The following is a 24,155-nucleotide window of genomic DNA, read 5'->3' as shown; positions in this document are numbered from 1 at the left end:
GCCGTTAAAGCTGTGATGCCGATTTGACTCTGACAAGGGTCACTGGCATATGCCGGGCACAGAAAATCCCGGAGCTCGCCCCATGCGTCTTTTGCCTTTTGTGGCCCTTGTTGCCCTTCTTTCCGGCTGCTTTTTGGACAAGGAGCCCGAAGTGGTCCGGTTGTCCGGTGAAACGATGGGGACAACCTTCAATATCACTGCCATAGGCGAAGATCTGGACGAGACCAAACTTGCGGCCTCGGTCGATGAGACATTGGCTGAGGTAAACGCGAAGATGTCGAACTGGGACCCGAATTCCGAGGTCTCTGTCTTTTCGGCGTCGGCCAGTACAGAGCCAATGACTATCTCAAACGAATTCGCTTTGGTCATCGCTGCTGCCAACGACGTGCACGAAAAAACCGGTGGAACTTTCGATGTGACCCTTGGCCCACTGATCGAATTATGGGGGTTTGGCCCTCGTAAGCCCGAAGATCCGGTGCCGTCTGATACTGACATCCAGGCCGCGTTAAACAGCGTTGGCCAAAGCCGTCTGCTGACGCTGGATACCGAAGCCGGAACTCTGGCGAAATCTGACGCCAGGGTCGGTATCAACCTGTCTGCAATTGCCAAGGGATATGGCATCGATGCGGTTGCCGAAACCTTAAGGGACGCCGGAATCGAGAATTACCTGGTTGAAATTGGTGGTGATCTGGTCGCCATGGGTCAGAACGAAAAGGGCGAAGCCTGGCGCATCGGCATCGAAAAACCGGAAACGGGCAGTCAGAGCATTCAGCTGATCGTGTCAGTGAATGACCTGGGCATGGCCAGCTCGGGCGATTACAAGAATTTCTTCGAACAGGACGGCGTGCGCTATTCGCATATCATCGATCCGACGACGGGACGCCCGATTACGCACCGGACAACCTCTGTCACTGTTTTGGCCGAAAACGCGATGATGGCCGATGCCTGGGCCACCGCGATGCTGGCCTTGGGTCAGGAAAAGGGCCTGAAACTGGCGGAAGAGCATAAACTTGCCGTGTATTTCATCTCGCGGGATGTGACAGGCGGTGAAGAAGCTTATATTACTGCCCATAGCACCGCGTTCAAAAACGCGCTGGAATCGAACTGACTGGTGGAGCTGAGATGAGCACTTTTATTCTGGCTTTTATTCTTCTCGCCCTCGTCATGGTGGGTATGTCACTCGGCGTCATGTTGATGGGAAAGACCATCAAAGGCAGCTGTGGTGGTCTGAATGCAATCTCGGGTGCTGATAAATGCGTTGTCTGCCAAAAGGACGTGGATCCCAACAGCCCGTTGCGCGATCAGTTGCAATGCAAGCGCGCCAAGAAGATGCTGGAGCAGATGGAGCGTCAGGCCTGAAGCAAAGTTTTGCTTCGCACTGCGGACGGAAATGGCTAACTAGGTCTCCATAAGGTTTGGGGGCGTGGTATTGGCCAAGGCAAAAAACATCCTGTTCATCATGTTCGACCAGCTGCGCTGGGACTACCTGAGCTGTTACGGGCATCCACACCTGCACACCCCCAACATCGATCGCCTGGCAGCCAAAGGCGTTCGGTTTAACCGCGCTTACATACAATCCCCAATCTGCGGTAGTTCGCGCATGTCGACCTATACCGGGCGCTATGTGCATTCGCATGGGGCGTCTTGGAACGGTATTCCGCTCAAAGTCGGCGAGATCACGATGGGCGACCATCTGCGCAAGGCGGGAATGGACTGCTGGCTGGTCGGCAAAACTCATATGCGGGCGGACGCAGAAGGCATGGCGCGGTTGGGGCTGGAACCTGACAGCCTGATCGGTGCCCGGGTTGCCGAATGCGGCTTTGACGTATTCGAACGCGATGATGGTATGTTGCCCGAGGGTCCCGACGGGTTTTACGATCCGGACGGAGCGAAGGAGTACAACAAGTTCCTCAAGGCCAAGGGGTATGAGAGCGACAATCCCTGGCATGATTTTGCCAACTCAGGTCTGGATGAAGATGGCAATGTTCTGTCCGGCTGGTTTTTGAAAAATGCGCCGGAACCCGCAAATATCGCCGAAGAAGACAGTGAAACGCCTTATCTGACAGGGCGCGGTATCGAGTTTATGGAAACGCATGATGGCCCGTGGTGCTGCCACCTGAGCTTTATCAAACCGCATTGGCCTTACATCGTGCCAGAACCTTATGCCTCAATGTATGGTCCAGAGCATGTTTTGCCCGTGGTACGATCCGAGGCTGAGCAGCAAAATGCGCACCCGGTGCTCAAGGCTTTCATGGACACAAAGATTGGCCAGACCTTTTCCCGACAGGATGTGCGTGAGGCGGTGATCCCAGCCTATATGGGCTTGATCAATCAAGCCGACAATCAGATGGGGCGTCTGTTTAACTGGATGGAAAAAACCGGGCGGATGGACGACACGATGATCGTTCTAACTTCGGATCACGGTGATTTTCTTGGTGATCATTGGATGGGTGAGAAGACGTTTTTTCACGATGCTTCGACCAAAATGCCCCTGATCATTTATGATCCATCGCCCGAGGCTGATGCGACACGCGGGACGGTCAGTGATGCGTTGGTCGAGTCCATCGATCTGGCTCCAACCTTTGTTGATGTGGCAGGCGGTGACGTTGCCACTCATATCCTTGAAGGTCATTCGTTGCTGCCCATCCTGCATGGGTCAGCAGAAGAGGTGCCCCGGGACTTTGTCATCTGCGAATACGATTACTCAGGCTCACCGATCGCTGATATCGTGGGAGTGTCGGTTCGCGAAGCGGTGATGTTCATGGTGGCCAACAAAAAGTGGAAGCTGATCCATTGCGAAGGTGGGCACAGACCGATCCTGTTTGATCTGGAAAACGATCCTCAGGAACTGAATGATCTGGGCAACAGCGCAGAGCATGCAAACGTGATCGCTGAAATGTATGATCACCTGTTCGCATGGGCGCGGCGACCGTCACAACGCACCACGAGGTCGGAACAGCAATTGATAGATATGCGTACCAAAAGCAGAGGCCGAGGCATTGTCTTGGGTGTGTACGACGAAAACGACGCGCCTTTGGACCTGACTGTGAAGTACCGCAATCGAAAGGCACGTCCATACAAGAGCTACCTTAAGGAATAGCGCCTCTGCGTCTATTAAATCTTTTTCACCTGCCCAAAGGTGGTTCACCCGCCGAGGGCAAGGCGATAGAAGAAGCGCACGAGCAGTAATCGGAGAAATTCTATGGCCGCGCCCAAACCTGTTGTATTGTGCATTCTCGATGGGTGGGGGCTGTCCGAAGACACCAAAGCCAACGCGCCGTATCTTGCGTGCACCCCGACCTTTGACGCGATCATGGCCAAAGGCCCTCATGCAACGCTGATCACCCACGGACCCGATGTTGGACTGCCCAGCGGGCAGATGGGCAATTCAGAGGTTGGCCACACCAATATCGGCGCAGGCCGCGTTGTCGCCATGGATTTGGGTCAGATCGATCTGGCTATCGAAGATGGGTCATTTTTGGAAAATGAAGCCCTGCAACAATTTATCGCCAAAGTGAAAGCGGCAGACGGGACAGCACATCTGATGGGGCTGGTCTCGGACGGGGGCGTGCATGGGCACCTGAACCATATTGTCGCCGCGGCGACCGCGATCACCGATGCTGGCGTCCCTGTTGCGCTGCACGCAGTCACCGATGGGCGGGACGTAGCGCCAAAATCGGCGCTGACCTATATCGCGGAACTGGAAGAGCGCTTGCCTGAAAACGCGCGCATAGTGACCGTCTGCGGACGCTATTTTGCCATGGACCGAGACAATCGCTGGGAGCGTGTCAGCGAAGCCTTTGACGCGATGATCAAAGGGCAGGGAAGGGCGGCGCAAAGCGCCCATGGTGCCGTCGATCATGCCTATAACCAGTCTGAGTCAGACGAGTTCATCACCCCGACCGTTCTTGATGGTTACACGGGCGTTCAAGACGGCGACGGGTTTTTCTGCCTCAATTTTCGAGCTGATCGGGCGCGGGAAATCCTGCGCGCCATTGGAGAGCCGGGATTTTCTGACTTTGATACAGGGCTGCAGCCCAATCTCTCGGCGCTGCTGGGCATGGTCGAATATTCGGACGGCCACAACGCCTATATGACCACGGTTTTTCCAAAGCGGGCCATCGTGAATACTCTGGGTGAATGGGTGGCCAAACAGGGGTTGCGCCAGTTCCGGTTGGCCGAAACCGAGAAATACCCGCATGTAACCTTCTTCCTGAACGGCGGCAAAGAGACGCCTGAGCAGGGTGAAGATCGTTTTATGCCTAAATCGCCAAAGGTTGCGACTTATGATCTGCAACCCGAAATGTCGGCGGCCGAGGTCACGGCTAAATTTGTTGAGGCTATCGAAGACGGATATGACCTGATTGTCACAAACTATGCCAATCCTGACATGGTGGGCCATACCGGTGATCTGAAGGCGGCGATCAAAGCGTGTGAGGCTGTGGATCAGGGTCTGGCGCAAGTTGTTGCTGCACTGGAAAAGGCCGGCGGTGCGATGATTGTCACCGCAGATCATGGCAATTGCGAAATGATGCTTGATCCCGAGACGGGTGGTCCGCATACCGCCCACACACTGAACCCGGTGCCGGTGGCGCTGGTCGGTGGGCCTGAAGGGGCGCAATTACGGCAGGGGCGTTTGTCGGATCTGGCCCCAACCTTGCTTGAATTGATGGGCCTGCCAAAACCACCAGAGATGACCGGAGAAAGCCTTTTGTCATGAAACTGGCGACCCTTGCGGCTTTCCTGATTTCAGCCGTTCCGGTGCTGGCCCAGTCGGACTCATCGCTGGCGGCATTGAAAGCCGCAGAGATGTTGGAGGACGCCTCAATCTCGCTAAGCGAGGCTGACGGTGCCCGAGACCGCGTACGTGCGCTTACCCAAACGATCCAAGCCTATGAGGCGGGGTTGAGCGCGATGCGGGAAGGGCTGCGCCAGGCCGCAACCCGCGAGGCGCAGCTGAGCGCCGAGTTGCAGGCGCGCGAAAAGGACGTCCGGCAGTTGATCGGCGTTTTGCAAACCATTGAAACAACGGCGCCTCCGGTTTTGATGTTGCATCCATCGGGCCCATTGGGCGCGGCGCGGGCCGGTATGATGCTGTCCGAGGTCACTCCGGGCTTGAACGCCAAAGCGCAGGCTCTGGCAGATGATCTGAACGAGGTACAGACACTGCGCCTGCTGCAACAAAGCGCGTCGGAAACCCTGACTAAGGGCCTTAGAGGCGTTCAGGATGCACGCGCGCGCCTGAGCGAAGCCATCGCCGATCGCACAGATCTGCCCAGACGATTTGTCGAGGACCCAGTGCGCACGGCCATTCTGATTTCCTCGACCGAAACGCTGGACGGGTTTGCAAGTGGACTATCTGAAATCTCGGAAGGCGAGATCATTGAAACTGATGCGGATGTTTCGGGTCAGAAAGGGCAGATTTCTTTGCCGGTCCAGGGCGTCTTGTTGCACAAAGCTGGCGAAACGGACGCTGCGGGGGTGACACGCGCCGGTTTGGTGCTTGGAACACGTCCGCGTACGCTGGTTACTTCGCCCACGGCGGCCACGATCCGTTATCGGGGTCCCTTATTGGATCTGGGGAATCTGGTTATTCTTGAACCGCAGCCGGGGCTGCTTTTTGTGTTTTCCGGGTTGCAAGAGGTCTATGGCCACCCCGGTCAGGTGATCCCCGAGGGCACTCCGGTGGGCTTGATGCCCGGTGAAACGCCCGAAATTGGCGCAATATTGTCAACAAGCGGTGATGGCACTGGAACTGATCGCTCAGAAACGCTCTATATAGAGGTAAGAGAAGATAATAGCCCCGTGGACCCGGAAACATGGTTCCGGACCGACAAGGATGGATAAACGAGTATGAAGAGATTTGTGATGGCCGGTCTGGCCGGAACTGTGGCAGGAATTCTTGCAACGACCCAGATAGCGGGACCACTGCTGGCGCAGGAGGCCGAAAACAAGGCCAGCGTCTATGAGCAACTGGATCTGTTTGGCGACATTTTTGAGCGCATCCGCGCGCAATATGTTGAAGAGGTCGAACCCGAAGAGCTGATCGAGGCAGCCATTGATGGCATGTTGACCTCGCTTGATCCGCATTCCAGCTATCTTTCGCCCGACGATGCCGAACAGATGCGCGTGCAGACCCGGGGTGAGTTCGGCGGGCTTGGTATCGAAGTCACGCAGGAAGACGGTTTTGTCAAAGTCGTATCGCCGATTGACGATACCCCTGCAGACGCAGCCGGAATTGAGGCCGGGGACTTCATCACTCATGTCGATGGCGAAAGCATTCTGGGCCTTACGCTGGATAAGGCTGTTGACCTGATGCGTGGCCCGGTGGGTTCCGAGATTGTAATCACTGTCGTTCGCGAAGGTGAGCCGGATCCTTTCGACGTCACGATCATCCGGGACACGATCAAACTGACGGCTGTTCGTGCGCGCACCGAAGGCACCAGCGTTGTTCTGCGAGTGACCACGTTCAACGACCAGACCTTCCCGAACCTTAAAGAAGGTTTGCAGGAACAGATCGAGGAAGCCGGTGGCATCGATAAGGTCAATGGATTTGTCCTCGACCTGCGCAACAATCCGGGCGGCTTGCTGACGCAGGCAATCAAAGTCTCGGATGCGTTCCTGAACGAAGGCGAAATCGTTTCGACCCGCGGCCGTGATCCGGAAGAGGGAGAGCGCTTTAATGCTTCGCCCGGCGATCTGGCTGAAGGCAAACCAATCGTTGTTCTGATCAATGGTGGTTCGGCATCGGCGTCCGAAATTGTGGCAGGTGCATTGCAGGATCACCGCCGTGCGATTGTGGTCGGCACGAAAAGCTTCGGGAAGGGCTCCGTGCAAACGGTTATGCCTCTGCGCGGTGACGGGGCCATGCGTCTGACCACGTCACGCTATTACACACCGTCGGGTCGTTCTATTCAGGCCCTTGGTGTCAGCCCTGATATTATCGTGGAACAGCCAAGGCCGCAGCCCGAGACTGAAGAGGAAGAGGATAGCCGCTTTACCCGATCAGAGGCCGAGCTGCGCGGCAGCCTGGACAATGACAGCCTCAGCGAAGATGAAATTCGCCAGATTGAAGAAGACCGCGCCAAAGCCGAAGCCACGGCTGAACTGCGGGAAGAGGATTATCAGTTGGCATATGCCATCGACATCCTCAAAGGCCTTTCGGCGTTTAACCCCGACGGGCCGTCTCAATAACAAAACGGGGCCGCGGCCAACGCGGCCCTTTTTCTTTGTGCAAACCTCACTGATAGAATTCGGATTCAGAGGCCGCTGGCGGGGCGCGTTTCAACTGTATGTGAAATCGGGCTAACCTTCGATCTTGTGTAGCTTTTTTTCATCCAGCAGAAGCGCCAGCACGATACCCACCGATACGGACACGGTCGAAAAGACGAACGCCATGCTCATACCGCTGTTGAAAGCAGCGGACAGGGCGAAATGAACCTTTTCCAGGTCAGTTTCGCTCAGATGGCCGATCACCGCCTGGGCCGAAGGTGCATCCAGTGTACCGCCATTGATCGCCTTCAGGTCCGACCCGTTCAACTTGATCCCTGCCGCGGTCAAACCTTCACGCAATTTGGATAGGCTTACGACATACATGATGGCGGTGGCGCAAGCGACGGAAATGGCACCATACACCAGATGCGTCATGAAACTCAGCCCACCGACAAGGCCAGCGCGTTCGGGTTTGACTGCACAGACGGCTGCCGTTCCAGATGGGCCAACGGTCAGGGTCGCGCCCAGCCCGATCATTGCCATGCCGGGCAAAATGCGAAAATACCCCAAATCGCTTGGCATAACGACAATTGTCGCGGCCCCGATTGTGGCGATTATATAACCCCAGAACAAAAGTCGCTTGGGTCCGAAATCATTATACAACGTGCCCGAGACAATCGATCCCACAGCCAGAAGCACCGTGAGTGGCGCCAGTCCCAGAGCGGACTCAAAGGCCGACCAGCCTAGAACCTTTTGCATGTATTGAGGGAAGTAGAGCAGCCCGACGAACGCGGCAGAGACGTTAAACATATTCAGGCCAAGCGTGATCCTGAATTGGCGATTCTGCATCATTTGGGGCAAAAGCAGCGGTTCTGTGACACGTTTTTCTATCCTTGGGAACAAAATGAACAGCACCGCGCTGATGAAAAACAGCATTAACAGCGGAACTGATGTCCATCCCAAATCCGCACCAACATCCAGCGCGTAAAGCAAAAACAGAACCGCAAACGCCAAGAGACCCATGCCAGCGAGGTCGAGATGTTCGTCCTTTTTGTGCTGCGTCTCGCGTTCCATCAGGATTAGGGCGGTGGCCATCGAAATACATGAGAAAACGACATTGGCTAGGAAGAAATACCTCCATTCTCCCAGATTTACGGCCAATCCGCTGATCATAGGTCCAAACACATTGCCGGTGGTCACACCCGCCAGGATCAGGCCCATAACAAGGGCCCGGTGTTCTGGTCTGGACACTTTGGTCGCGCCAAAGGCCAGTGTACAGGGCCAAACACATCCTGCGCCAATTCCCTGCAGGGCACGGGCAAGAACCAGAAAATCAAGGCTAGGCGAGACAAAGCACATGATTGAAGCGAAGAGAAAAATGCACAGTCCGATGATCATCATCTTACGATGGCCATACATGTCACCCAGTCGCCCGCCCGCAACCATAGTCATGGCAAAAAACAGGGCGTAAATGTTCAGAACCCATTGAGTGCTGGTGATGTCTGCATCAAAACTGTTTTCGATTGCAGGCACCAGCATCAGAGCACCGGTAAAATCGATGCCGATCCCAAATCCTGTCACCATTAATGCGATGACTTTAACAATGCTGCTGCGGTCCATGTCGGGCGCGATCCACTTTGAATGCGACCATGATGCACGGAAAATAGCTGAAAAGATAGTTTGGGAGCCTTAACGCCTCAGTCGTCGTCGCGATACATCCGACGGAACGCTCTTTTCAGCATGTCCAGTTCCGCGCGAAGCAACGCAACCTCGGCGCGAAGGTCATCCGCAGCAGGGGTACCGGCGATAATAGTAAAGTCACCTAGTTTTTCAGTCGTTGCAGCATTCGAGATGACAAAGCTATGAACCCCTTCGGACAGGGCTGACCGGGGTACCTCGATACTGAGATCCCAGCCATTTTCCGCCGGCGAAAGACTGGCAGAGTTCAGCGGTTCACCAAGGTATTGAACCTCAATTGCCGGTTCCTGGTCGATCCCTATATGGGCTTGCCAAACCCCGTTTTCGAACCGGATGAAAGTCAGTTTTGATTGCGTCATGTCCGGTCGTCTCACAAATCGGCACGATGGAAGCGGCAGAACGTCAGGTCCCGCACAACCATCCGGTTCATTTTTGGGGTCTCAAAGATCAAATCAACCCAGATCTTTTCGATCCGACGCTCGTTCAGGGGCAGATGAGCCAGGTCGAAATCTACGGCTTTTTGGGACTCTGAAGGGCATAATTCCCGTAGCACCTGCTCAGAATTGGGGCCGTGCTGAATATTGAGGCGGGCGAACATGCCAGAGGGTTTTTCGCAATTGATCACACTCTCCATTCGTATCAGATGCTCGCGAGAAAGGTCCTGTATTGCGTCCTCTGGCAGATCGACGGACACCGAAAGGAACGAGCCTTCAAAACTGAAGACTTCAACAGCCAGACTAAACGGGGCTAAATCGCGTGCATCGCGATTTCGAATTTGCCGTACGGCAATCTCGGATAGAGGGCAGTCATGAAACAGGCTGACCTGCGCATCAAGGGATGATTTGCGTGGGGCTGAGGCTATGCCGGTTTGCGCCAAAGGGCCACGCCACAAATCCGGCCTGCAGCTCCAGTCGGTGCCGACAGGCTTTGGAAACTGCCTGGATCCGATCTTGGGACGGATCAGACGGGAATCGGCCACTTGAATCAACTGATCGAGTTGGCCGCGCAGTACACGCGCCTGATCACGTTGTATTTTCAAGTCTGCTTGACCGACATCCTGCGCGTTTTGCACCGCCCGCCGCCAACGGTCCAGTGCCTTGCGATGAAAATAACGATCCAGAATTCTGCCCATGGCCTCGTCGTCCGATACACAGCCTCTTTAGTCAAGATGGTGCAAGCAACAAACCGCAATAACGAAATCGCGATCTTCATGCCGTGTTTTTCAGTTGGGTCAGGCGCAAATTTGGGTTAGGCGCCAACGAATGGCGCGCGCCCGTCTTGCCTTGCAATGGGCATAGTCACGGCGTACCGTCAGGCCCTGCAACATGGGTCACCCAGTTTTAGCCACACATCCGTTTAGCTATCTATAAGGCCGTGAAATGGAGCCCACATTATTTTCTTTCATTTGGAAGTACTCGAAGAAGCAGCAGTTGGTCTTGCTGTTGCTGACAGTGCTGTCATTTCCCTTCCTTTACGCCTCGTTGGAACTGCCCAAGCAGATTATCAACGATGCCATCGGCGCTCCGGCTGATACGGTCACCATCTGGGGCATCACCGTAACGCAAGTTCATTACCTGTTGATATTGTGTGTTGCGTTTCTTGGGACTGTTATTGCCAGCGGCCTGATGAAAATGCGCATCAACACGATGAAGGGTGTCCTGGCAGAACGCATGCTGCGTCGGTTGCGGTTCACGCTGATTGAACGTTCGATGCGCTTTCCAAAGTCTTATTTTGCCACCACCAGTCAGGGCGAGCTGGTTTCGATGATTACATCCGAAGCAGAACCGATGGGTGGCCTTATGGGTGACGCGATCGCTCAGCCCGTGTTCCAGTTCGGTCAGATGATGACGATCGTCACATTCCTGTTCATGCAAAGCGTGTGGTTCGGACTGGCCAGCATTGCTTTGATCCCCTTGCAGGCATGGCTGATCCCCAAATTGCAGCGACAGATCAACCTGCTGAACAAAGACCGTATTCAGGAAGTCCGGCGCCTAAGCTCGGAAATCGGTGAAAGCGCTGCGGGGATCAGTGACCTGCGCACCAATGGCGGCTGGCGCTATCGTCTGGCCCAGTTCAGCGACAGATTAGGAAAATTGTTCGAGATCCGCTTTAAGATCTACAACAAGAAATTCTTCATGAAGTTCCTCAACAATCTGATCACTCAGATGACGCCCTTTCTGTTTTATTCCGTGGGTGGTTATCTGGCGATTACGGGTGAGGTGACGGTGGGCGCTCTGGTCGCTGCTTTGGGGGCTTACAAGGATCTGAGCGGCCCCTGGAAGGACTTGCTGACCTATTACAACCAGGTTCAGGACATGTCTTTGCGGTGGGAAATTGTGACCGAACGGTTCGCCCCTGACCACATGATCCCCAAAGAGCTGTTTTCCGGAGAACCCGAGTCAATCCCGCGCCTGGACGGCGCGATAGAGCTGCGCAATGTGACAGTCCGCGACAGCGACGGCAAAACCATTTTGGAAGATCTGGATCTAACCATACCCCACGGCGCCCGCGTTGCCATCCAGTCAACTCACGCCTCAGAACGCAGTGCGCTAGGTCAGCTTTTAACCCGAGAAATCTTGCCTGTTCAGGGGGAAGTGATCGTTTCCGGCCACAACCTGAACGACCTACACCAGGCTGTGATTGCGGCCCGGATCGGCTATGCGTATTCGCGCCCCTATCTGTTTGATGGAACTCTGGGTGATAACCTGATGATGCCGTTACGCACGCATCCCCAGCACGATGCCGAAGCGCAGAAAGCTCCGACTCGCAAGCAGATTGAAGCTGCCCGGTCCGGTAATCCGGTCGACTCTTTGAACGATGAATGGATCGACCCTGGTTTGGCGGGTTTGGACGATATCGAAGATATCCGCGATTGGTGGTTCCAATTGGTCGAAGCCATGGGGATTGACGAGTTCATGTTCCGTCGCACGCTGCGCACGCAGTTTGACCCCGGAATTCATCCCGTTTTGGCCCGCGAAGTGGTCAATCTGCGGGAAACAATTGCCGAGCGTCTGAAAGACAAAGGTCTGGACCGCTATGTCTATCGCTTTGATCCGGATCGGTTTAATCCGGCGGTTCCTTTGGGCGGCAACCTGCTGTTCGCGGCACCGTCGCGGGAAATCTCACCCGACTATCTGGTCGAGGATGCCCGTTTCCTGAAAATGCTCACTGTGCATGATCTGGCAGAAGAAGCCCTGAGCATTTCCAATGCGGTTCTGGACACACTCAGTAAAACCTTCGGGCGGGACGGCGCGGACCACCCCTTGTTCCTTCGGCTCGGAATGTCGAAAGACATGTTCCACAGGTTGCTCGACATCGAGGATCAGCGCAAAGCCAAAGGTGATATGGCACTCAGCCCGGAAGACCGTGCTTTGCTGTTGACGGTGCCTTTCCTTTTGACCGCCGAGCAGATCGGACCGGACTTCCCCGAGGAATATAAGGACAAAATCCTGACGATCCGAAAAAGCCACGCCGAGCGGTTACGGGGTGCAATGGACGGATTGTTCATGCCAGTCACGCCCGATCTCTACGTGCCCCGACTGACCGTGATGGAGAACGCGATCTATGGTCGGGTTTCTCTGATGGCGGGTGCACATGCGGACGAAATCGAGGATGTGGTCGCCGAAGCCCTTAACGAAGCGGGGCTTCGTCGCAGAGCCGCTGCGATCATCTATGATCTGCCATCCGGTCTGGGCGGTAACAATCTGCCAACCGTTTTTCAGGAACGCGCCGCGTTTTCGCGCGCTGGGATCAAACGCCCAGATGTCCTGATTCTGGACAAGGCATTGGCCAGTCACGATTCAGAAAGCCGGTTGCGCACACGTTTGAAACTGCGCGAGCTTTTGCCCGACTCGATTATGATATTCATGGAAGATCACTTTGCTCATCCCGAAGCCTATGATTTGTTTATTGAAATCAAGGAGGGCCGAATTGACGGCGTTTCCCGAAGCAAATCTGAACATACGGGCAGCACCTCGGATGATCTGAGCCGGAAGCTTGAAATCCTTTCGGCCACGGAGTTGTTTTCAAGTCTGGATGGGCGCAACCAGCGGCTCCTTGCATTTTCAGCCCAATGGTACGAGGTCAAAGCTGGACAAGTCATATTTTCGCGCGGGCAGGCCCCGGATGCCGCATATCTGTGCATTTCGGGCCAGGCTCGGTTGGATTGGTTCAACGATGATGGAACTAAGCGTCCGATTTCGATCATCGAGCCAGGGCGCCTCATCGGAGATTTGTCGATCATTACAGGTGAAGACCGCCAATTGGATCTGGTCGCCACAGAAGACTGTCTGTTCCTGCGCATCGGGGCCGAGGAGCTGCGTGCCGTGGTTGAAAGCGATGCAACCGTTGCTACGCAGTTGCTCAGAACCGTTGCCGGTTATCTGACAACGCTTTCCACGAGGATCTCGGCTGCCCAAAACGCCGAGGACGTGTTGCCCTCGGTGTCCCAAGACACAGAGCCAGAGAGTTCAAACAACCATGCCTGAGGCATACACCCCACACGCCTATCTGACGGAAACCGCGCGCAAGCGGCCCGAGGTTTGGCGTCTGCTTCTGGGCCTATTGTTGATCGGTATATTGGTCAGCCTCCTGAACATGGTGTTCTTTGCCGTGCTCGTAGAGATGGGCCCAGACGAATGGGCACAGGAACTTTTGGTGGGGAGCTCGCCGCTTGCATTAATTCTGCTGCTGATGAGTTTCGGGTTCATAACCTTAGCTGTGGCCATCGCCGCCCGTAAGATTCAACAAAGAACACTTTGGTCCATAATTGGAGACCGCAGCATTGCCATAGCGCAGTTTTTCAAAGTTCTAAAAGCCTTGATTATCCTCGGCGTGATCGGGTTTCTGCTGCCGCCTTACGGGATGGGTGGAGAGCTGACGCAAAAGCTGCCGCTGACAACATGGGCACTGTTGCTTCCGATTGCGGCCTGCGCCGTCCTGATTCAAATCAGTGCCGAAGAAATCCTGTTTCGCGGGTATATCCAGCAAACTCTTGCAGCGCGGTTCAGTTCACCGATCATTTGGATGGGCCTGCCATCCATTTTGTTTGCAGCAGGCCATTATTCACCAGACGCGGCGGGTGGCAATGCGCTCTTGATCGCGCTTTGGGCCTTTGTTTTTGGGCTGCTGGCGTCCGATCTGACGGCCAGAGCAGGCACTTTGGGACCTGCCATCGCCCTTCATTTTTTCAACAATTTCATCGCTTTGCTGTTCATTTCATTGCCCGACAGTCTCAGCGGGTTGGCACTTTTTGTGCTGCCCTTTGACACGTCTGACCCGGAACAGCTGCGCCCTTGGCTGTTGGTGGACTTGGCGGTTATGTTCGTTTGCTGGTTGGCCGCGCGGCTTGCGCTCAGGCGTTGATTGCATTTCCTTCCGTTGCGCCTTATTTGACGACAACACCGCAAAAGCCAAGGTTCCCACATGAACTGGATCACAAACTACGTCCGCCCCCGGATCAACTCGATCTTTTCGCGCCGCGAGGTTCCCGAAAACCTCTGGCATAAGTGCGACGAGTGCGGAACGATGCTGTTCCACCGCGAACTGGCCGAGAACCAGAATGTCTGCACCCAGTGCGGCCACCACATGGCAATTACCCCGCGTGACCGGTTCAAGCACCTGTTCGACGGCGGCGTTTTCACAGAAGTTGAGGTCCCGGCCCCCAAGGACGACCCACTACAATTCCGTGATCAGAAAAAATACCCGGACCGCATGAAAGCGGCGCAGAAAAAGACCGGTGAAAAAGAGGCTATGCTGGTGGCCGTGGGCGAAATTGGACGCACTCCGATTGTTGCTGCCGCGCAGGATTTCTCTTTCATGGGCGGCTCGATGGGCATGTATGTGGGCAACGCGATCATCGCTGCCGCCCAAGAGGCGGTAAAGCTCAAACGCCCGCTGATCCTGTTTTCGGCCGCCGGTGGAGCCCGGATGCAGGAAGGTATCCTAAGCCTGATGCAAATGCCGCGTACCACTGTTGCGGTTGAGATGCTGAAAGAAGCGAACCTGCCCTATATCGTCGTTCTGACCCATCCCACTACTGGGGGTGTAACTGCTTCTTACGCGATGCTGGGCGATGTGCATATCTCGGAACCCAACGCGTTGATCTGCTTTGCCGGCCCCCGTGTGATTGAACAAACGATTCGGGAAAAGCTGCCTGAAGGGTTCCAGCGCGCCGAATATCTGCTGGATCACGGTATGCTGGACCGAGTCACCAAGCGTACCGAAATGCGTGATGAGCTGATTACCATTACCCGGATGCTTACGAACCAGCCTCCGGCAATTGTTGGCGAACTGCCCGCACCAGAACCGGAAGAAGCAGCTGAGGCACCGGCCGAAGAGACCAGCCAGAAATGACCGCACAAACATCTGACGCAATTCTTGATCGGATGATGGCGCTACATCCCAAGATCATTGATCTGACCTTGGACCGCGTTTGGCGTTTGCTGGCTGCGCTGGATCATCCACAGCTCAAGCTGCCCCCGGTTGTCCATATTGCCGGAACCAATGGCAAAGGCTCGACCCAAGCCATGATCCGCGCGGGGCTTGAGGGGGCAGGGCACTCGGCACATGCCTATACCTCGCCCCATTTGGCGCGGTTTCACGAACGCATCCGGCTGGCTGGAGAATTGATCTCGGAATCCGATCTGACGGCGGTTTTGGACGAGTGCTATGCCGCCAACAAAGGTGAAGACATCACCTATTTCGAAATCACCACCTGCGCGGCTCTGTTGGCCTTTGCCCGTACAAAAGCAGACTATACTCTTCTTGAGGTTGGTCTGGGCGGACGACTGGACGCCACTAACGTAATCGATAATCCTGTAGTAACAGTGATTACGCCGGTATCGATCGATCATGAGCAGTTTTTGGGCAACACATTGGGCGAGATCGCAGCTGAAAAGGCCGGGATCATCAAACCCGGCGTGCCCTGCATCGTTGGGCCCCAACAGGACGAAGCCCTTGAGGTCATAGAATATACAGCCGCTCGACTGGGTGCTCCGTTGTTGGTTCATGGGCAACACTGGAATGTGCATGAAGAAAACGGACGCTTGATCTATCAGGACGAAACCGGTTTGCGGGATCTTCCACTGCCCAACCTGCTGGGTGCGCACCAAATTCAGAACGCGGGTGCGGCCGTGGCCGTTTTGCGCCATCTGGACATGGGCGATGACGCCTATGAGGCTGCCGTGACCAAAGCCGAATGGCCCGCCCGTATGCAGCGCCTGAAAACCGGCCCGTTGGTCGAACAGGCACCACAGGCCGAGCTTTGGCTGGATGGCGGTCACAACGCGGCAGCAGGAATTGCTCTGGCTGATGTACTGGCCAAACTACCGCAGAAACCGACGCACATGATCTGCGGTATGCTCAACACAAAAGATGTAACCGGGTATCTCTCACCTTTGGCCGGGCAGGCCACAAGCCTAACCGCCGTTACAATTCCGGGTGAAGCCGCGACACTCAGTGCAGAAGAAACTGCAGCTGCAGCGACCAAAGTCGACTTGCCTGCGTCTACGGCAAACAATGTATCGGAAGCGTTGGCGGCGATCACAGCCGACGACCCCCAAGCCCGTGTGTTGATCTGCGGCTCGCTTTACCTTGCGGGCAATATCCTGCGCGAAAACGGCTAGGCACGCCCCGCGCCCTTCACCTGGCTCGAAATACTTTGGGGAGGCGCGCGCAGCGCCCCCTAGGCACCCCAGTCTTTGTCCTGCATCTCCCTTAGGCGTGAGGCTGTGCGTTCAAACTCAAAGGTCCCTTCGCCTTCCACATAAAGCATTTCGGGCTCAGCTGCGGCGGAACAGATCAAGCGGACCCTGGCCTCATATAGGGAATCGATAAGGGTTACGAACCGCTTGGCTTCGTTAAAGTTGTTGCGCGACAAGCGTGGGATGTCTTCCAGCACCAGCACCTTCACAGCATCGGCAATTGCCAGGTAATCAGCAGGCCCCAACATCCGTCCACACAGGTCGTAGAATGATGCCCGCGCGACCCCGTTGCGAAAGGCAGGCAGCTCAACCGCGCGGCTATTGACTTGCAAAACAAGCGGTTCGGCGGGGCCGCCTGCAAGATCCTTCCAAACCTCTCGTATGTTCTGCCGGGCTTCTGGGCCGATTGGCGAAAAATAGACCGGCGCACCTTCCAGCCGGTTTTGGCGGTAGTCGGTGGGCGAAACCAGTTCCCAAACCCGTAGCTGTTCCTTGATATGCGCAATGAACGTCAGAAACAGCTGCCTGTTCAGCCCATCCTTGTACAGATCATCTGGATGCCGGTTCGAGGTCGTCACAACCACCACGCCACCCTCATTCAACAGATCGAACAGACGTCCAACAATCATCGCATCGGTGATGTCCGTGATCTGCATCTCATCAAATGCCAGCAGCCGGACGGATTTGACCACATCCTTCGCCACAGGAGCCAGTGCATCTTCGACGTTCTCTTTCCGAGCTTTATGCATCCCAGCGTGGATTTCCTGCATGAAAGCGTGAAAATGGACACGTCGCGCCGGTATGTCGCCGAGCGTTTCGACAAACATATCCATCAGCATCGATTTTCCTCGCCCGACTCCTCCCCAAAGATACAATCCTTTTGGGGGTGGAGGCACTTTGCGGAAAAAACCGCGTTTAACTGGCTCTGACAGCGCGGCACGGATACGTTCGAATTGCGGAAGAACGGCCTCTTGTGCGTCGTCGCGGGTCAGGGTTCCATCCGCGACGCGGGCCTCGTATAGCGATATTAGATCCGTCATAATTCCGAGCCTTACCCGCCCGACCGCCCGTTGAAAAGAAACCATTTTTTTTGGCACATCAAATTTGCTTATCCGTGACTGCAAATCTGCTGAATTGACGTCGCCCGCAAAAGCGATACGGTCCTTTGGACGAAACGCCCGAGATATCAATGCCACAATCCGCCCGCTTGCTGAATCCGATCCTGATCGTCGGATGTATTATCATCACGGTCAGTTTTGCCGTGCGTGCATCGTTCGGCGTGTTCCAGATTCCAATCGCGGATGAGTTCGGTTGGCTGCGCACTGACTTTTCAATGGCGATTGCAATTCAAAACCTGGCGTGGGGCATCGGACAGCCCATCTTTGGTGCAATTGCCGAGAAGATTGGCGACCGCAAGGCGATCATTCTGGGTGCTTTGACCTATGCTGCCGGTATGGTGCTTTCTGCATGGTCCGTCACTCCATTTGAGCATCAGATGTATGCGTGGTTGGTAGGCTTCGGCATCGCAGGTACTGGGTTTGGTGTGGTTCTTGCTGTGGTCGGTCGCGCGTCTTCAGACGAAAACCGCTCGATGTCGCTTGCTATCGTCACAGCCGCAGGAAGTTTCGGGCAGGTGCTGGGTGCCCCCACCGCCGAGTGGCTGCTGACCTTCCTGCCTTGGCAGCAGGTTTTTATCGTGTTTGCGGTCGCGATCCTGGCGCTTGTGCTTGCTCTGCCATTCATGCGCGCGCCGCAAAGTGCCAGCAAGACGGAACTGCAAGAAAGCATGAGCGAGATTTTGGGCAAGGCGTTCCGCGATCCTTCTTATGCTTTGATTTTTATGGGGTTCTTTAGCTGCGGGTATCAGTTGGGATTCATCACCGCCCATTTCCCGGCATTTGTGACCGAAATGTGTGGCCCGATTCAGCCCGGTGGTGTTTTGCATTCCGTCGGTATCACCTCGACGTCAGCGCTTGGGGCCGTGTCGATTTCGCTGATCGGTCTGGCCAATATCGGTGGTACGTTGCTGGCGGGATGGGCAGGGAACCACTTCCCCAAGAAATACCTTTTGGCTGGGGTCTACACGGGGCGCACATTGGCAGCGGCTTTGTTTATCCTGTTCCCGATCACTCCTCTATCAGTCATCGTATTCTCGCTGGTGATGGGATCGCTTTGGTTGGCCACTGTGCCACTCACGTCGGGTCTTGTGGCGCATCTTTACGGCTTGCGGTACATGGGAACGCTTTATGGCATCATCTTCTTCAGCCACCAGCTTGGCAGCTTTCTGGGTGTGTGGTTGGGTGGTCGCTTGTATGATCAATTCGGCGATTACAGCATGGTTTGGTGGATCGGCGTCGCGATCGGAGCATTCAGCGCAATCGTGCATCTGCCCATCCGCGAAAATCGTTCTGCCCTTCCGGCCTAAAATCTTCCTAATCAACAAACCAAAAACGGCAAGCACCTGGTGCGACCCAATTTTTCAACGCGATGCCAGACCTATGTGCTAACCAGCCCTGTCTGGGAATAAGCCAGCCAATCCAGCGGCTGAGGCTTCGCAAACACCACGTTCGGTAATCAGCCCGGTGACAAGCCGGTTTGGGGTGACGTCAAAGGCCGGATTGCCCCCCTCCGTTCCAACTGGGGTCACGCGCACATCCGAAATCGCGGAGTGCTCATCAACACCGAGGACATGAGTTACTTCGCGTGTATCGCGTTCTTCGATTGGAATTTCAGCTACGCCATCGCGCACGGTCCAATCTATTGTCGGAGAAGGCAGGGCAACATAAAATGGAATATTGTTGTCATGCGCTGCCAACGCCTTGAGGTAGGTGCCTATCTTATTGCAGACGTCACCCTGTGCCGTGGTGCGGTCGGTGCCAGTGATAACCATGTCAACCAACCCATGCTGCATCAGGTGCCCCCCGGCATTGTCCACGATGTAGCGATGGGGGATGCCGTGCTCGCCCAGTTCCCATGAGGTCAGCGCACCTTGATTGCGGGGCCGGGTTTCATCCACCCAAACATGCAGGGGGATGCCCTCGTTATGCGCATGATACATGGGGCTTGTGGCTGTGCCCCAATCGACTGTCGCCAACCATCCTGCGTTGCAATGGGTCAACAGCCGCACTGGTTCCCCCGCGGGTTTGCGCGCGGCAATCTCTTTGATCAACTCCAGCCCGTGGCGACCAATTGCGGCGTTGATTTCGACGTCTTCGTCAGCGATTTCCTGCGCCAAGACCCATGCGCGTTCGGCACGATCGGACACAGCCAGCGGCATCAGGGCCTCTCGGCATCTGTCCAAAGCCCAACGCAGGTTGATTGCGGTGGGCCGCGTTGCGTGCAAAACATCATACGCCGCATCAAACGACGCTTCGGAGCTATCACGGGACATCTGTTCAGCTATGCCAAAAGCGGCTGTCGCGCCAATCAAAGGTGCGCCCCTGACCCACATATCCCGAATTGCAGCTGCAAACTCATCCAACGTTTTCAAGGTTACGACCCGGAAATCATGCGGCAACCAGCGTTGATCGATAATCCGAACCTCGCCCTGTGACTTGTCCCACCAAATCGATCTGTAGTGAGTGCCCTGTACTTGCATAATGCAGTCTCCGTGTTCGAATGGTCTGATCAGAATTCAAACACAGCGTGCGTTCTTACGCGGGCCTTGTAAACGGTCGTTTCTGATTTCGTATCAGTATTTTGGATCGGCTTCCGTTATAGTCAGCCACGCGTAGCGGCGCGTATTTCCCGTTCCAATGCATCCAGAAACCGCGACCGATCTGCTTTGCTGAAGGGTCGTCCACCACCACTCGCTCCAAGTGGGTTGGCGGCGCGCAGGTCAGCCATCAAGTCGCGCATCGCGAGTTGTTGACCAATATTGGCTGCGGTGAAAGTCTCGCCGTTGGGGCGCAAGACCCGTGCGCCTGCTTCAACGCATTTGGCAGCCAGAGGGATGTCGGACGTAACAACCACATCCCCTTTACCGCACCGCTCGGCGATCCACTTGTCGGCCTCATCAGCGCCTTCTGAGACGATGACAACCTGCACCAGCGGATTGGCCGATGGGCGAAGCCCCCCATTGGACACCAGCGCCACGGGCACTTTGTGCCGTGTTGCCACCCGTTCAGCTTCGGCCTTCACAGGGCAGGCGTCGCCGTCAACATAAAGCGTGGTCACGCCTTCTTAGCCTCTTTCTTGGCGGGTTCAGCTGGTTTTTTACGCACTTTGAATTCTTCAGGAATAGGCATCCGATTGAACGCATCCAGACCTGCAATCTTGTATGCTTCGGCCAGGGTTGGATAGTTGAACGTGTTCTGAACGAAATAATCCACGGTACCCTTAAGGTTCAACACGGCCTGAGCAATGTGAATCAGTTCGGTCGCGCCTTCGCCAACAATCTGCACACCCAAGACCCGGCGGGTTTTGAGCGAGAACAGCATTTTCAGCATCCCGTGCTCCAACCCCATGATATGCCCGCGCGATGTTTCGCGGAACCGGGCGACGCCGACCTCATAGGGTATACCGCGTTCCTGCAGTTCTTCTTCGGACATACCGCAGGTTGAAATCTCGGGAACCGAGTAGATGCCGTAGGGATACCACGGGCTTTCCGGCAGTGTGGGTGTTTCAAGTGCGTGACAGGCGGCCACGCGCCCTTGTTGCAGAGACGTCGAGGCCAGAGATGGGTGCCCGATCACGTCGCCGGTCGCATAGATATGCGGCACTGCTGTCTGGTATGTCTTACGATCCACCTTGATCCGGTTGCGGTGATCTGTTTCCAGCCCAACGGCATCGAGATTGAGTTTTGATGTCGCGCCCATGCGTCCGGCAGCAAACAAAAGCATTTCTGCCCGAACATGGCGGCCGTTATCCAATGTCACTTCCACATGTTCACCGGCATCTTCGATCTTTTCAACAGCCGAACCCAATCGCAGGTCAACACCATTTTCTCGGATCTGATGCGTGAAATCATGGATCAAACGGCTGTCGATGAAATCCAGAAACGTGTCGCGCGGTTCGATCAATGTCACCCTTACGTCCAGGGCCGAAAACATCGTGGCGTATTCGACCCCAATGACGCCCGCACCAATGACGACCAAGGATCGTGGAATTTCCGCCATTTCCAGAAATTCGTCACCATCGACCACGGTCTTGCCGTTGAAAGGCACATATTCCGGGCGATAGGTTTTGGTGCCAGTTGCGACCAGGAACTTGGCAGCCGTCACCCGCGTAGTCTCGCCAGCGTCGGTCGCAACTTCGACCTCATGAGGTCCAACGAACTTGGCCAGGCCATCCAGCGTATCGACATGGTTGCGGTTGAACTGGTGTTCCAACACATCGACCTCATGATCGAGCGTCATATGCAGGCGGGCCTTAAGATCTTCGGCGCGAATCTGGTCTTTGACCCGATAGGAACGGCCGTAAAAGCTGCGTTCACGCCAGCCCGAGAGGTTCAGAACCGTTTCACGCAGGGTCTTGGACGGGATGGTGCCGGTATGAACCGAAACACCGCCGAAGCGATCCTTGCGGTCGATCACAAGAACGCGACGCTTCAGTTTACCGGCTTGAATGGCTGCTGACCGCCCCGAAGGGCCGGACCCGATGATAATCAGGTCATAGTCATATTCGCTCATGCCTCAGTCTCCGTACAGCGCTTCCGCATGGAATGTGATGTGGTCTTCCATAAATGTGGAAACGAAGAAGTACGAATGGTCATAACCGGGCTGGAAGCGATAGGTTGCCTGCTGACGGCGCTCGGCGATGGCTTGGGCCAGCGCTTCGGGGCGCAGCAGATCCATGAACTGGTCATTGGCACCGGTATCGATCAGGATCGGGCCGTCGAACCCTTTTTCCTTCATCAGTAAAGATGCATCATGCTTGGCCCACAGGGTTTCATCACTGCCCAGATAGGCGCTTAACTGTTTGCGGCCCCAATCTGCACCCGTAGGGTTCGAAATCGGTGCAAAGGCGGAAACCGAGCGGAACCGTCCGGGCAGATTCATCGCCAAAGTCAGGGCTCCGTGACCGCCCATGGAATGCCCGGTGATGGCCTGGCGTTCGCTGTCGATTGCAAAGTTCTCAACCAGCAAGGCGGGCAGTTCTTCGGCGATGTAATCCCACATCTGGAAATGTGGGGCCCAGGGATCTTGCGTCGCGTTTACATAAAACCCTGCGCCCTGTCCCAGATCATAGTCTTCATGATCAGCGACCCCCTCGCCACGCGGCGAGGTATCGGGGAATACAACGGCGATCCCTTGTTCTGCCGCCCAAGCCTGCGCACCGGCTTTGGTCATCGCGTTTTCATGCGTGCAGGTCAGCCCGGAAAGGTACCACAAGATCGGAACCGGTCCGTCCTTTGCCTCGGCGGGAAGAAAAAGGCCAAAGGTCATGTCGCATTGGCAAGCCGAAGAGGCATGGCGGTATACGCCCTGCACTCCGCCAAAACAGGCGTTTTCCGAGAGGGTTTCCATCAGGCATAGTCCTTACATTCGAGTCGCGACATGGCTAACGATCCAAAGACGCCGCGTAAAGTCCGACCACCTTCGGCAAGAGTATTTTTCGAAATGCTGAAGGTCAAAGACCGCTCAGCCAGGTGATGACCAGCGGCACGGTCAGGATGCTGGCAACCGTCGAAAGAAGAATGGCGGCCGAAGCCCTGTGTGGGGCTACCCCGTAATGTGCCGCCAACATGTAAACATTACCTGCTACCGGCAAAGCGGCGGCCGCGATTGCAACCGTGGCCGAAAAGGTATCAATCGGCACCAGCCAGATCAGTGCAACCGCAACACAGGCTGGGTGAATCACCAGTTTACAAAAGCTCAACCAAACGGCGATTTCGACACGTTCAGCAGATTTGTCGGCTAGTGACGCTCCGATGGCAAACAACGCACCCGGGGTAGCAGCACCGCCAAGAATGGTTAGAAAATCATACAAAGGTACAGGGACCGGGATTTCCATCGATGACCAGAGCAATCCCGCCGAGATGGACACAATCATCGGGTTTTTGAGTAACCCAAGCCCAATCAGTTTTAAGGTTGCGGGGGTCAACTTGCCATCGCGGCCTCCGTTAATCAGGATCACGATGAGGGACGAAAAAACAACCAGGTCCACTGTCAGGACCACCATTACCGGTCCGATCGCAGCCTCGCTGAACAAAAGCGCCAGCATGGGCAGCCCCAAAAAGCCAACATTGCCGATAGCTGCGCATTGTGCCTCGACGGCTGCCGTTGGAACATCCAGCCCGCGCATCCATGCGACACAGGTCGCCAGAGCATAAACTGCTATTGTGACGATCAAATACCCAACGACGAGGCGCGCATTGAAGATTTCGGCAAAAGGCAAAGTGGCCGCAAAGCGAAACAGCATAGCTGACAGAGCAAAGAAGAAGACGAATTTGGTCAGATAGGCGGTGGCCTCGGCGGTGAAAAACCGCGTGCGCCCCGCCCAGTATCCCAGGCCGATTATCGCAAAAAAGGGTAGGGTGCGCAGAAAGACATCGACCATGGATCGACTCCTAACATGGTTTGTCTTCGCTGCAAGTCGGTG

Annotated in this window: 20 protein-coding genes; 11 read left to right on the top strand and 9 right to left on the bottom strand. The window is 55.5% G+C overall.

Features of this window, described 5'->3' with window-relative positions:
- Positions 1 to 82 precede the first annotated feature (82 nt).
- From GOV89_RS12605 to GOV89_RS12580, 6 genes are all read left to right on the top strand, one after another.
- Complete coding sequence (locus tag GOV89_RS12605; RefSeq protein WP_245223155.1) at positions 83 to 1,108, top strand: FAD:protein FMN transferase; 1,026 nt, start codon at positions 83 to 85, stop codon at positions 1,106 to 1,108.
- 14 nt (positions 1,109 to 1,122) lie between these two features.
- Positions 1,123 to 1,359 carry a (Na+)-NQR maturation NqrM gene (gene nqrM, locus GOV89_RS12600; protein WP_171094920.1) on the top strand — a complete coding sequence of 79 codons (237 nt, stop codon included), beginning with the start codon at positions 1,123 to 1,125 and terminating at the stop codon, positions 1,357 to 1,359.
- A 70-nt stretch (positions 1,360 to 1,429) separates the two neighbouring features.
- On the top strand, positions 1,430 to 3,100 hold the full coding sequence (locus GOV89_RS12595; RefSeq protein WP_171176855.1) for a sulfatase-like hydrolase/transferase: 1,671 nt from the start codon (positions 1,430 to 1,432) through the stop codon (positions 3,098 to 3,100).
- A gap of 102 nt (positions 3,101 to 3,202) precedes the next feature.
- Positions 3,203 to 4,720, top strand: coding sequence for a 2,3-bisphosphoglycerate-independent phosphoglycerate mutase (gpmI, locus tag GOV89_RS12590; protein WP_171176857.1), 1,518 nt, complete (start codon positions 3,203 to 3,205; stop codon positions 4,718 to 4,720).
- Positions 4,717 to 5,847 (top strand): murein hydrolase activator EnvC, encoded by a 1,131-nt coding sequence (locus GOV89_RS12585; protein WP_171176859.1) that lies wholly within the window; start codon positions 4,717 to 4,719, stop codon positions 5,845 to 5,847. Before gpmI ends, GOV89_RS12585 begins: the two co-directional genes overlap by 4 nt.
- Positions 5,848 to 5,853: 6 nt before the next feature.
- Entirely contained in the window at positions 5,854 to 7,194 is a 1,341-nt protein-coding gene (locus GOV89_RS12580; RefSeq protein ID WP_171176860.1) for a S41 family peptidase, read from the top strand.
- 111 nt (positions 7,195 to 7,305) lie between these two features.
- Here GOV89_RS12580 and GOV89_RS12575 read toward each other — a convergent pair whose 3' ends face one another.
- From GOV89_RS12575 to GOV89_RS12565, 3 genes are all read right to left on the bottom strand, one after another.
- Positions 7,306 to 8,832 carry an MFS transporter gene (locus GOV89_RS12575; RefSeq protein WP_171238319.1) on the bottom strand — a complete coding sequence of 509 codons (1,527 nt, stop codon included), beginning with the start codon at positions 8,830 to 8,832 and terminating at the stop codon, positions 7,306 to 7,308.
- A gap of 77 nt (positions 8,833 to 8,909) precedes the next feature.
- Positions 8,910 to 9,269, bottom strand: coding sequence for a hypothetical protein (locus GOV89_RS12570; protein WP_171176864.1), 360 nt, complete (start codon positions 9,267 to 9,269; stop codon positions 8,910 to 8,912).
- Positions 9,270 to 9,280: 11 nt separating this feature from the next.
- Complete coding sequence (locus GOV89_RS12565; protein WP_171238318.1) at positions 9,281 to 10,042, bottom strand: DUF6478 family protein; 762 nt, start codon at positions 10,040 to 10,042, stop codon at positions 9,281 to 9,283.
- A gap of 247 nt (positions 10,043 to 10,289) precedes the next feature.
- Between GOV89_RS12565 and GOV89_RS12560 the strand changes: the two genes are divergently transcribed.
- From GOV89_RS12560 to GOV89_RS12545, 4 genes are read left to right on the top strand one after another with little or no spacing between them, the layout of a single operon-like run.
- Positions 10,290 to 13,397, top strand: coding sequence for an ABC transporter transmembrane domain-containing protein (locus GOV89_RS12560; protein WP_171176869.1), 3,108 nt, complete (start codon positions 10,290 to 10,292; stop codon positions 13,395 to 13,397).
- Positions 13,390 to 14,274 (top strand): CPBP family intramembrane glutamic endopeptidase, encoded by an 885-nt coding sequence (locus tag GOV89_RS12555; RefSeq protein ID WP_171176871.1) that lies wholly within the window; start codon positions 13,390 to 13,392, stop codon positions 14,272 to 14,274. The genes GOV89_RS12560 and GOV89_RS12555 overlap by 8 nt, the downstream gene beginning before the upstream one ends.
- A 60-nt stretch (positions 14,275 to 14,334) precedes the next feature.
- Positions 14,335 to 15,264 (top strand): acetyl-CoA carboxylase, carboxyltransferase subunit beta, encoded by a 930-nt coding sequence (accD, locus tag GOV89_RS12550; protein WP_171235192.1) that lies wholly within the window; start codon positions 14,335 to 14,337, stop codon positions 15,262 to 15,264.
- Entirely contained in the window at positions 15,261 to 16,535 is a 1,275-nt protein-coding gene (locus GOV89_RS12545; protein WP_171238317.1) for a folylpolyglutamate synthase/dihydrofolate synthase family protein, read from the top strand. Before accD ends, GOV89_RS12545 begins: the two co-directional genes overlap by 4 nt.
- 59 nt (positions 16,536 to 16,594) lie before the next feature.
- Here the strand turns inward: GOV89_RS12545 and zapE are convergent, their stop codons facing one another.
- Entirely contained in the window at positions 16,595 to 17,653 is a 1,059-nt protein-coding gene (gene zapE / locus GOV89_RS12540) for a cell division protein ZapE (protein WP_171238316.1), read from the bottom strand.
- 149 nt (positions 17,654 to 17,802) lie between these two features.
- On the opposite strand from zapE, the gene GOV89_RS12535 reads away from it, so the two are divergent.
- Positions 17,803 to 19,038 (top strand): MFS transporter, encoded by a 1,236-nt coding sequence (locus tag GOV89_RS12535; RefSeq protein WP_171176880.1) that lies wholly within the window; start codon positions 17,803 to 17,805, stop codon positions 19,036 to 19,038.
- A 78-nt stretch (positions 19,039 to 19,116) separates the two neighbouring features.
- On the opposite strand, the gene mtnA is transcribed toward GOV89_RS12535, so the two are convergent.
- From mtnA to GOV89_RS12510, 5 genes are all read right to left on the bottom strand, one after another.
- Positions 19,117 to 20,211 carry an S-methyl-5-thioribose-1-phosphate isomerase gene (mtnA, locus tag GOV89_RS12530; RefSeq protein ID WP_171238315.1) on the bottom strand — a complete coding sequence of 365 codons (1,095 nt, stop codon included), beginning with the start codon at positions 20,209 to 20,211 and terminating at the stop codon, positions 19,117 to 19,119.
- A 122-nt stretch (positions 20,212 to 20,333) separates the two neighbouring features.
- On the bottom strand, positions 20,334 to 20,789 hold the full coding sequence (locus tag GOV89_RS12525; protein ID WP_171176884.1) for a YaiI/YqxD family protein: 456 nt from the start codon (positions 20,787 to 20,789) through the stop codon (positions 20,334 to 20,336).
- The gene (gene sthA, locus GOV89_RS12520) at positions 20,786 to 22,243 is read right to left on the bottom strand and encodes a Si-specific NAD(P)(+) transhydrogenase (protein WP_171176886.1); all 1,458 of its coding nucleotides are present in this window, start codon (positions 22,241 to 22,243) and stop codon (positions 20,786 to 20,788) included. Before sthA ends, GOV89_RS12525 begins: the two co-directional genes overlap by 4 nt.
- 3 nt (positions 22,244 to 22,246) lie before the next feature.
- Positions 22,247 to 23,080: an S-formylglutathione hydrolase gene (gene fghA / locus GOV89_RS12515; protein ID WP_171176888.1), complete on the bottom strand. Its 834-nt coding sequence runs from the start codon at positions 23,078 to 23,080 to the stop codon at positions 22,247 to 22,249.
- A gap of 103 nt (positions 23,081 to 23,183) precedes the next feature.
- Complete coding sequence (locus GOV89_RS12510; RefSeq protein ID WP_171176890.1) at positions 23,184 to 24,113, bottom strand: AEC family transporter; 930 nt, start codon at positions 24,111 to 24,113, stop codon at positions 23,184 to 23,186.
- Between the last annotated feature and the right edge of the window lie 42 nt (positions 24,114 to 24,155).

Origin of the sequence: Ruegeria sp. HKCCA5763 (genome assembly GCF_013034545.1) — a bacterium.
Classification (GTDB): Bacteria; Pseudomonadota; Alphaproteobacteria; order Rhodobacterales; family Rhodobacteraceae; genus Ruegeria.
Note: the sequence above shows the minus strand (reverse complement) of the source record. Positions and strands in the feature narration are given on the sequence as shown.

What these genes read in the sequence shown, in the direction of transcription:
- GOV89_RS12605 (WP_245223155.1), top strand. Translation starts at nt 83, where the DNA reads ATGCGTCTTTTGCCTTTTGTGGCCCTTGTTGCCCTTCTTTCCGGCTGC.
- nqrM (WP_171094920.1), top strand. Translation starts at nt 1,123, where the DNA reads ATGAGCACTTTTATTCTGGCTTTTATTCTTCTCGCCCTCGTCATGGTG.
- gpmI (WP_171176857.1), top strand. Translation starts at nt 3,203, where the DNA reads ATGGCCGCGCCCAAACCTGTTGTATTGTGCATTCTCGATGGGTGGGGG.
- GOV89_RS12585 (WP_171176859.1), top strand. Translation starts at nt 4,717, where the DNA reads ATGAAACTGGCGACCCTTGCGGCTTTCCTGATTTCAGCCGTTCCGGTG.
- GOV89_RS12580 (WP_171176860.1), top strand. Translation starts at nt 5,854, where the DNA reads ATGAAGAGATTTGTGATGGCCGGTCTGGCCGGAACTGTGGCAGGAATT.
- GOV89_RS12575 (WP_171238319.1), bottom strand. Translation starts at nt 8,832, where the DNA reads ATGGACCGCAGCAGCATTGTTAAAGTCATCGCATTAATGGTGACAGGA.
- GOV89_RS12570 (WP_171176864.1), bottom strand. Translation starts at nt 9,269, where the DNA reads ATGACGCAATCAAAACTGACTTTCATCCGGTTCGAAAACGGGGTTTGG.
- GOV89_RS12565 (WP_171238318.1), bottom strand. Translation starts at nt 10,042, where the DNA reads ATGGGCAGAATTCTGGATCGTTATTTTCATCGCAAGGCACTGGACCGT.
- GOV89_RS12560 (WP_171176869.1), top strand. Translation starts at nt 10,290, where the DNA reads ATGGAGCCCACATTATTTTCTTTCATTTGGAAGTACTCGAAGAAGCAG.
- GOV89_RS12555 (WP_171176871.1), top strand. Translation starts at nt 13,390, where the DNA reads ATGCCTGAGGCATACACCCCACACGCCTATCTGACGGAAACCGCGCGC.
- accD (WP_171235192.1), top strand. Translation starts at nt 14,335, where the DNA reads ATGAACTGGATCACAAACTACGTCCGCCCCCGGATCAACTCGATCTTT.
- GOV89_RS12545 (WP_171238317.1), top strand. Translation starts at nt 15,261, where the DNA reads ATGACCGCACAAACATCTGACGCAATTCTTGATCGGATGATGGCGCTA.
- zapE (WP_171238316.1), bottom strand. Translation starts at nt 17,653, where the DNA reads ATGACGGATCTAATATCGCTATACGAGGCCCGCGTCGCGGATGGAACC.
- GOV89_RS12535 (WP_171176880.1), top strand. Translation starts at nt 17,803, where the DNA reads ATGCCACAATCCGCCCGCTTGCTGAATCCGATCCTGATCGTCGGATGT.
- mtnA (WP_171238315.1), bottom strand. Translation starts at nt 20,211, where the DNA reads ATGCAAGTACAGGGCACTCACTACAGATCGATTTGGTGGGACAAGTCA.
- sthA (WP_171176886.1), bottom strand. Translation starts at nt 22,243, where the DNA reads ATGAGCGAATATGACTATGACCTGATTATCATCGGGTCCGGCCCTTCG.
- fghA (WP_171176888.1), bottom strand. Translation starts at nt 23,080, where the DNA reads ATGGAAACCCTCTCGGAAAACGCCTGTTTTGGCGGAGTGCAGGGCGTA.
- GOV89_RS12510 (WP_171176890.1), bottom strand. Translation starts at nt 24,113, where the DNA reads ATGGTCGATGTCTTTCTGCGCACCCTACCCTTTTTTGCGATAATCGGC.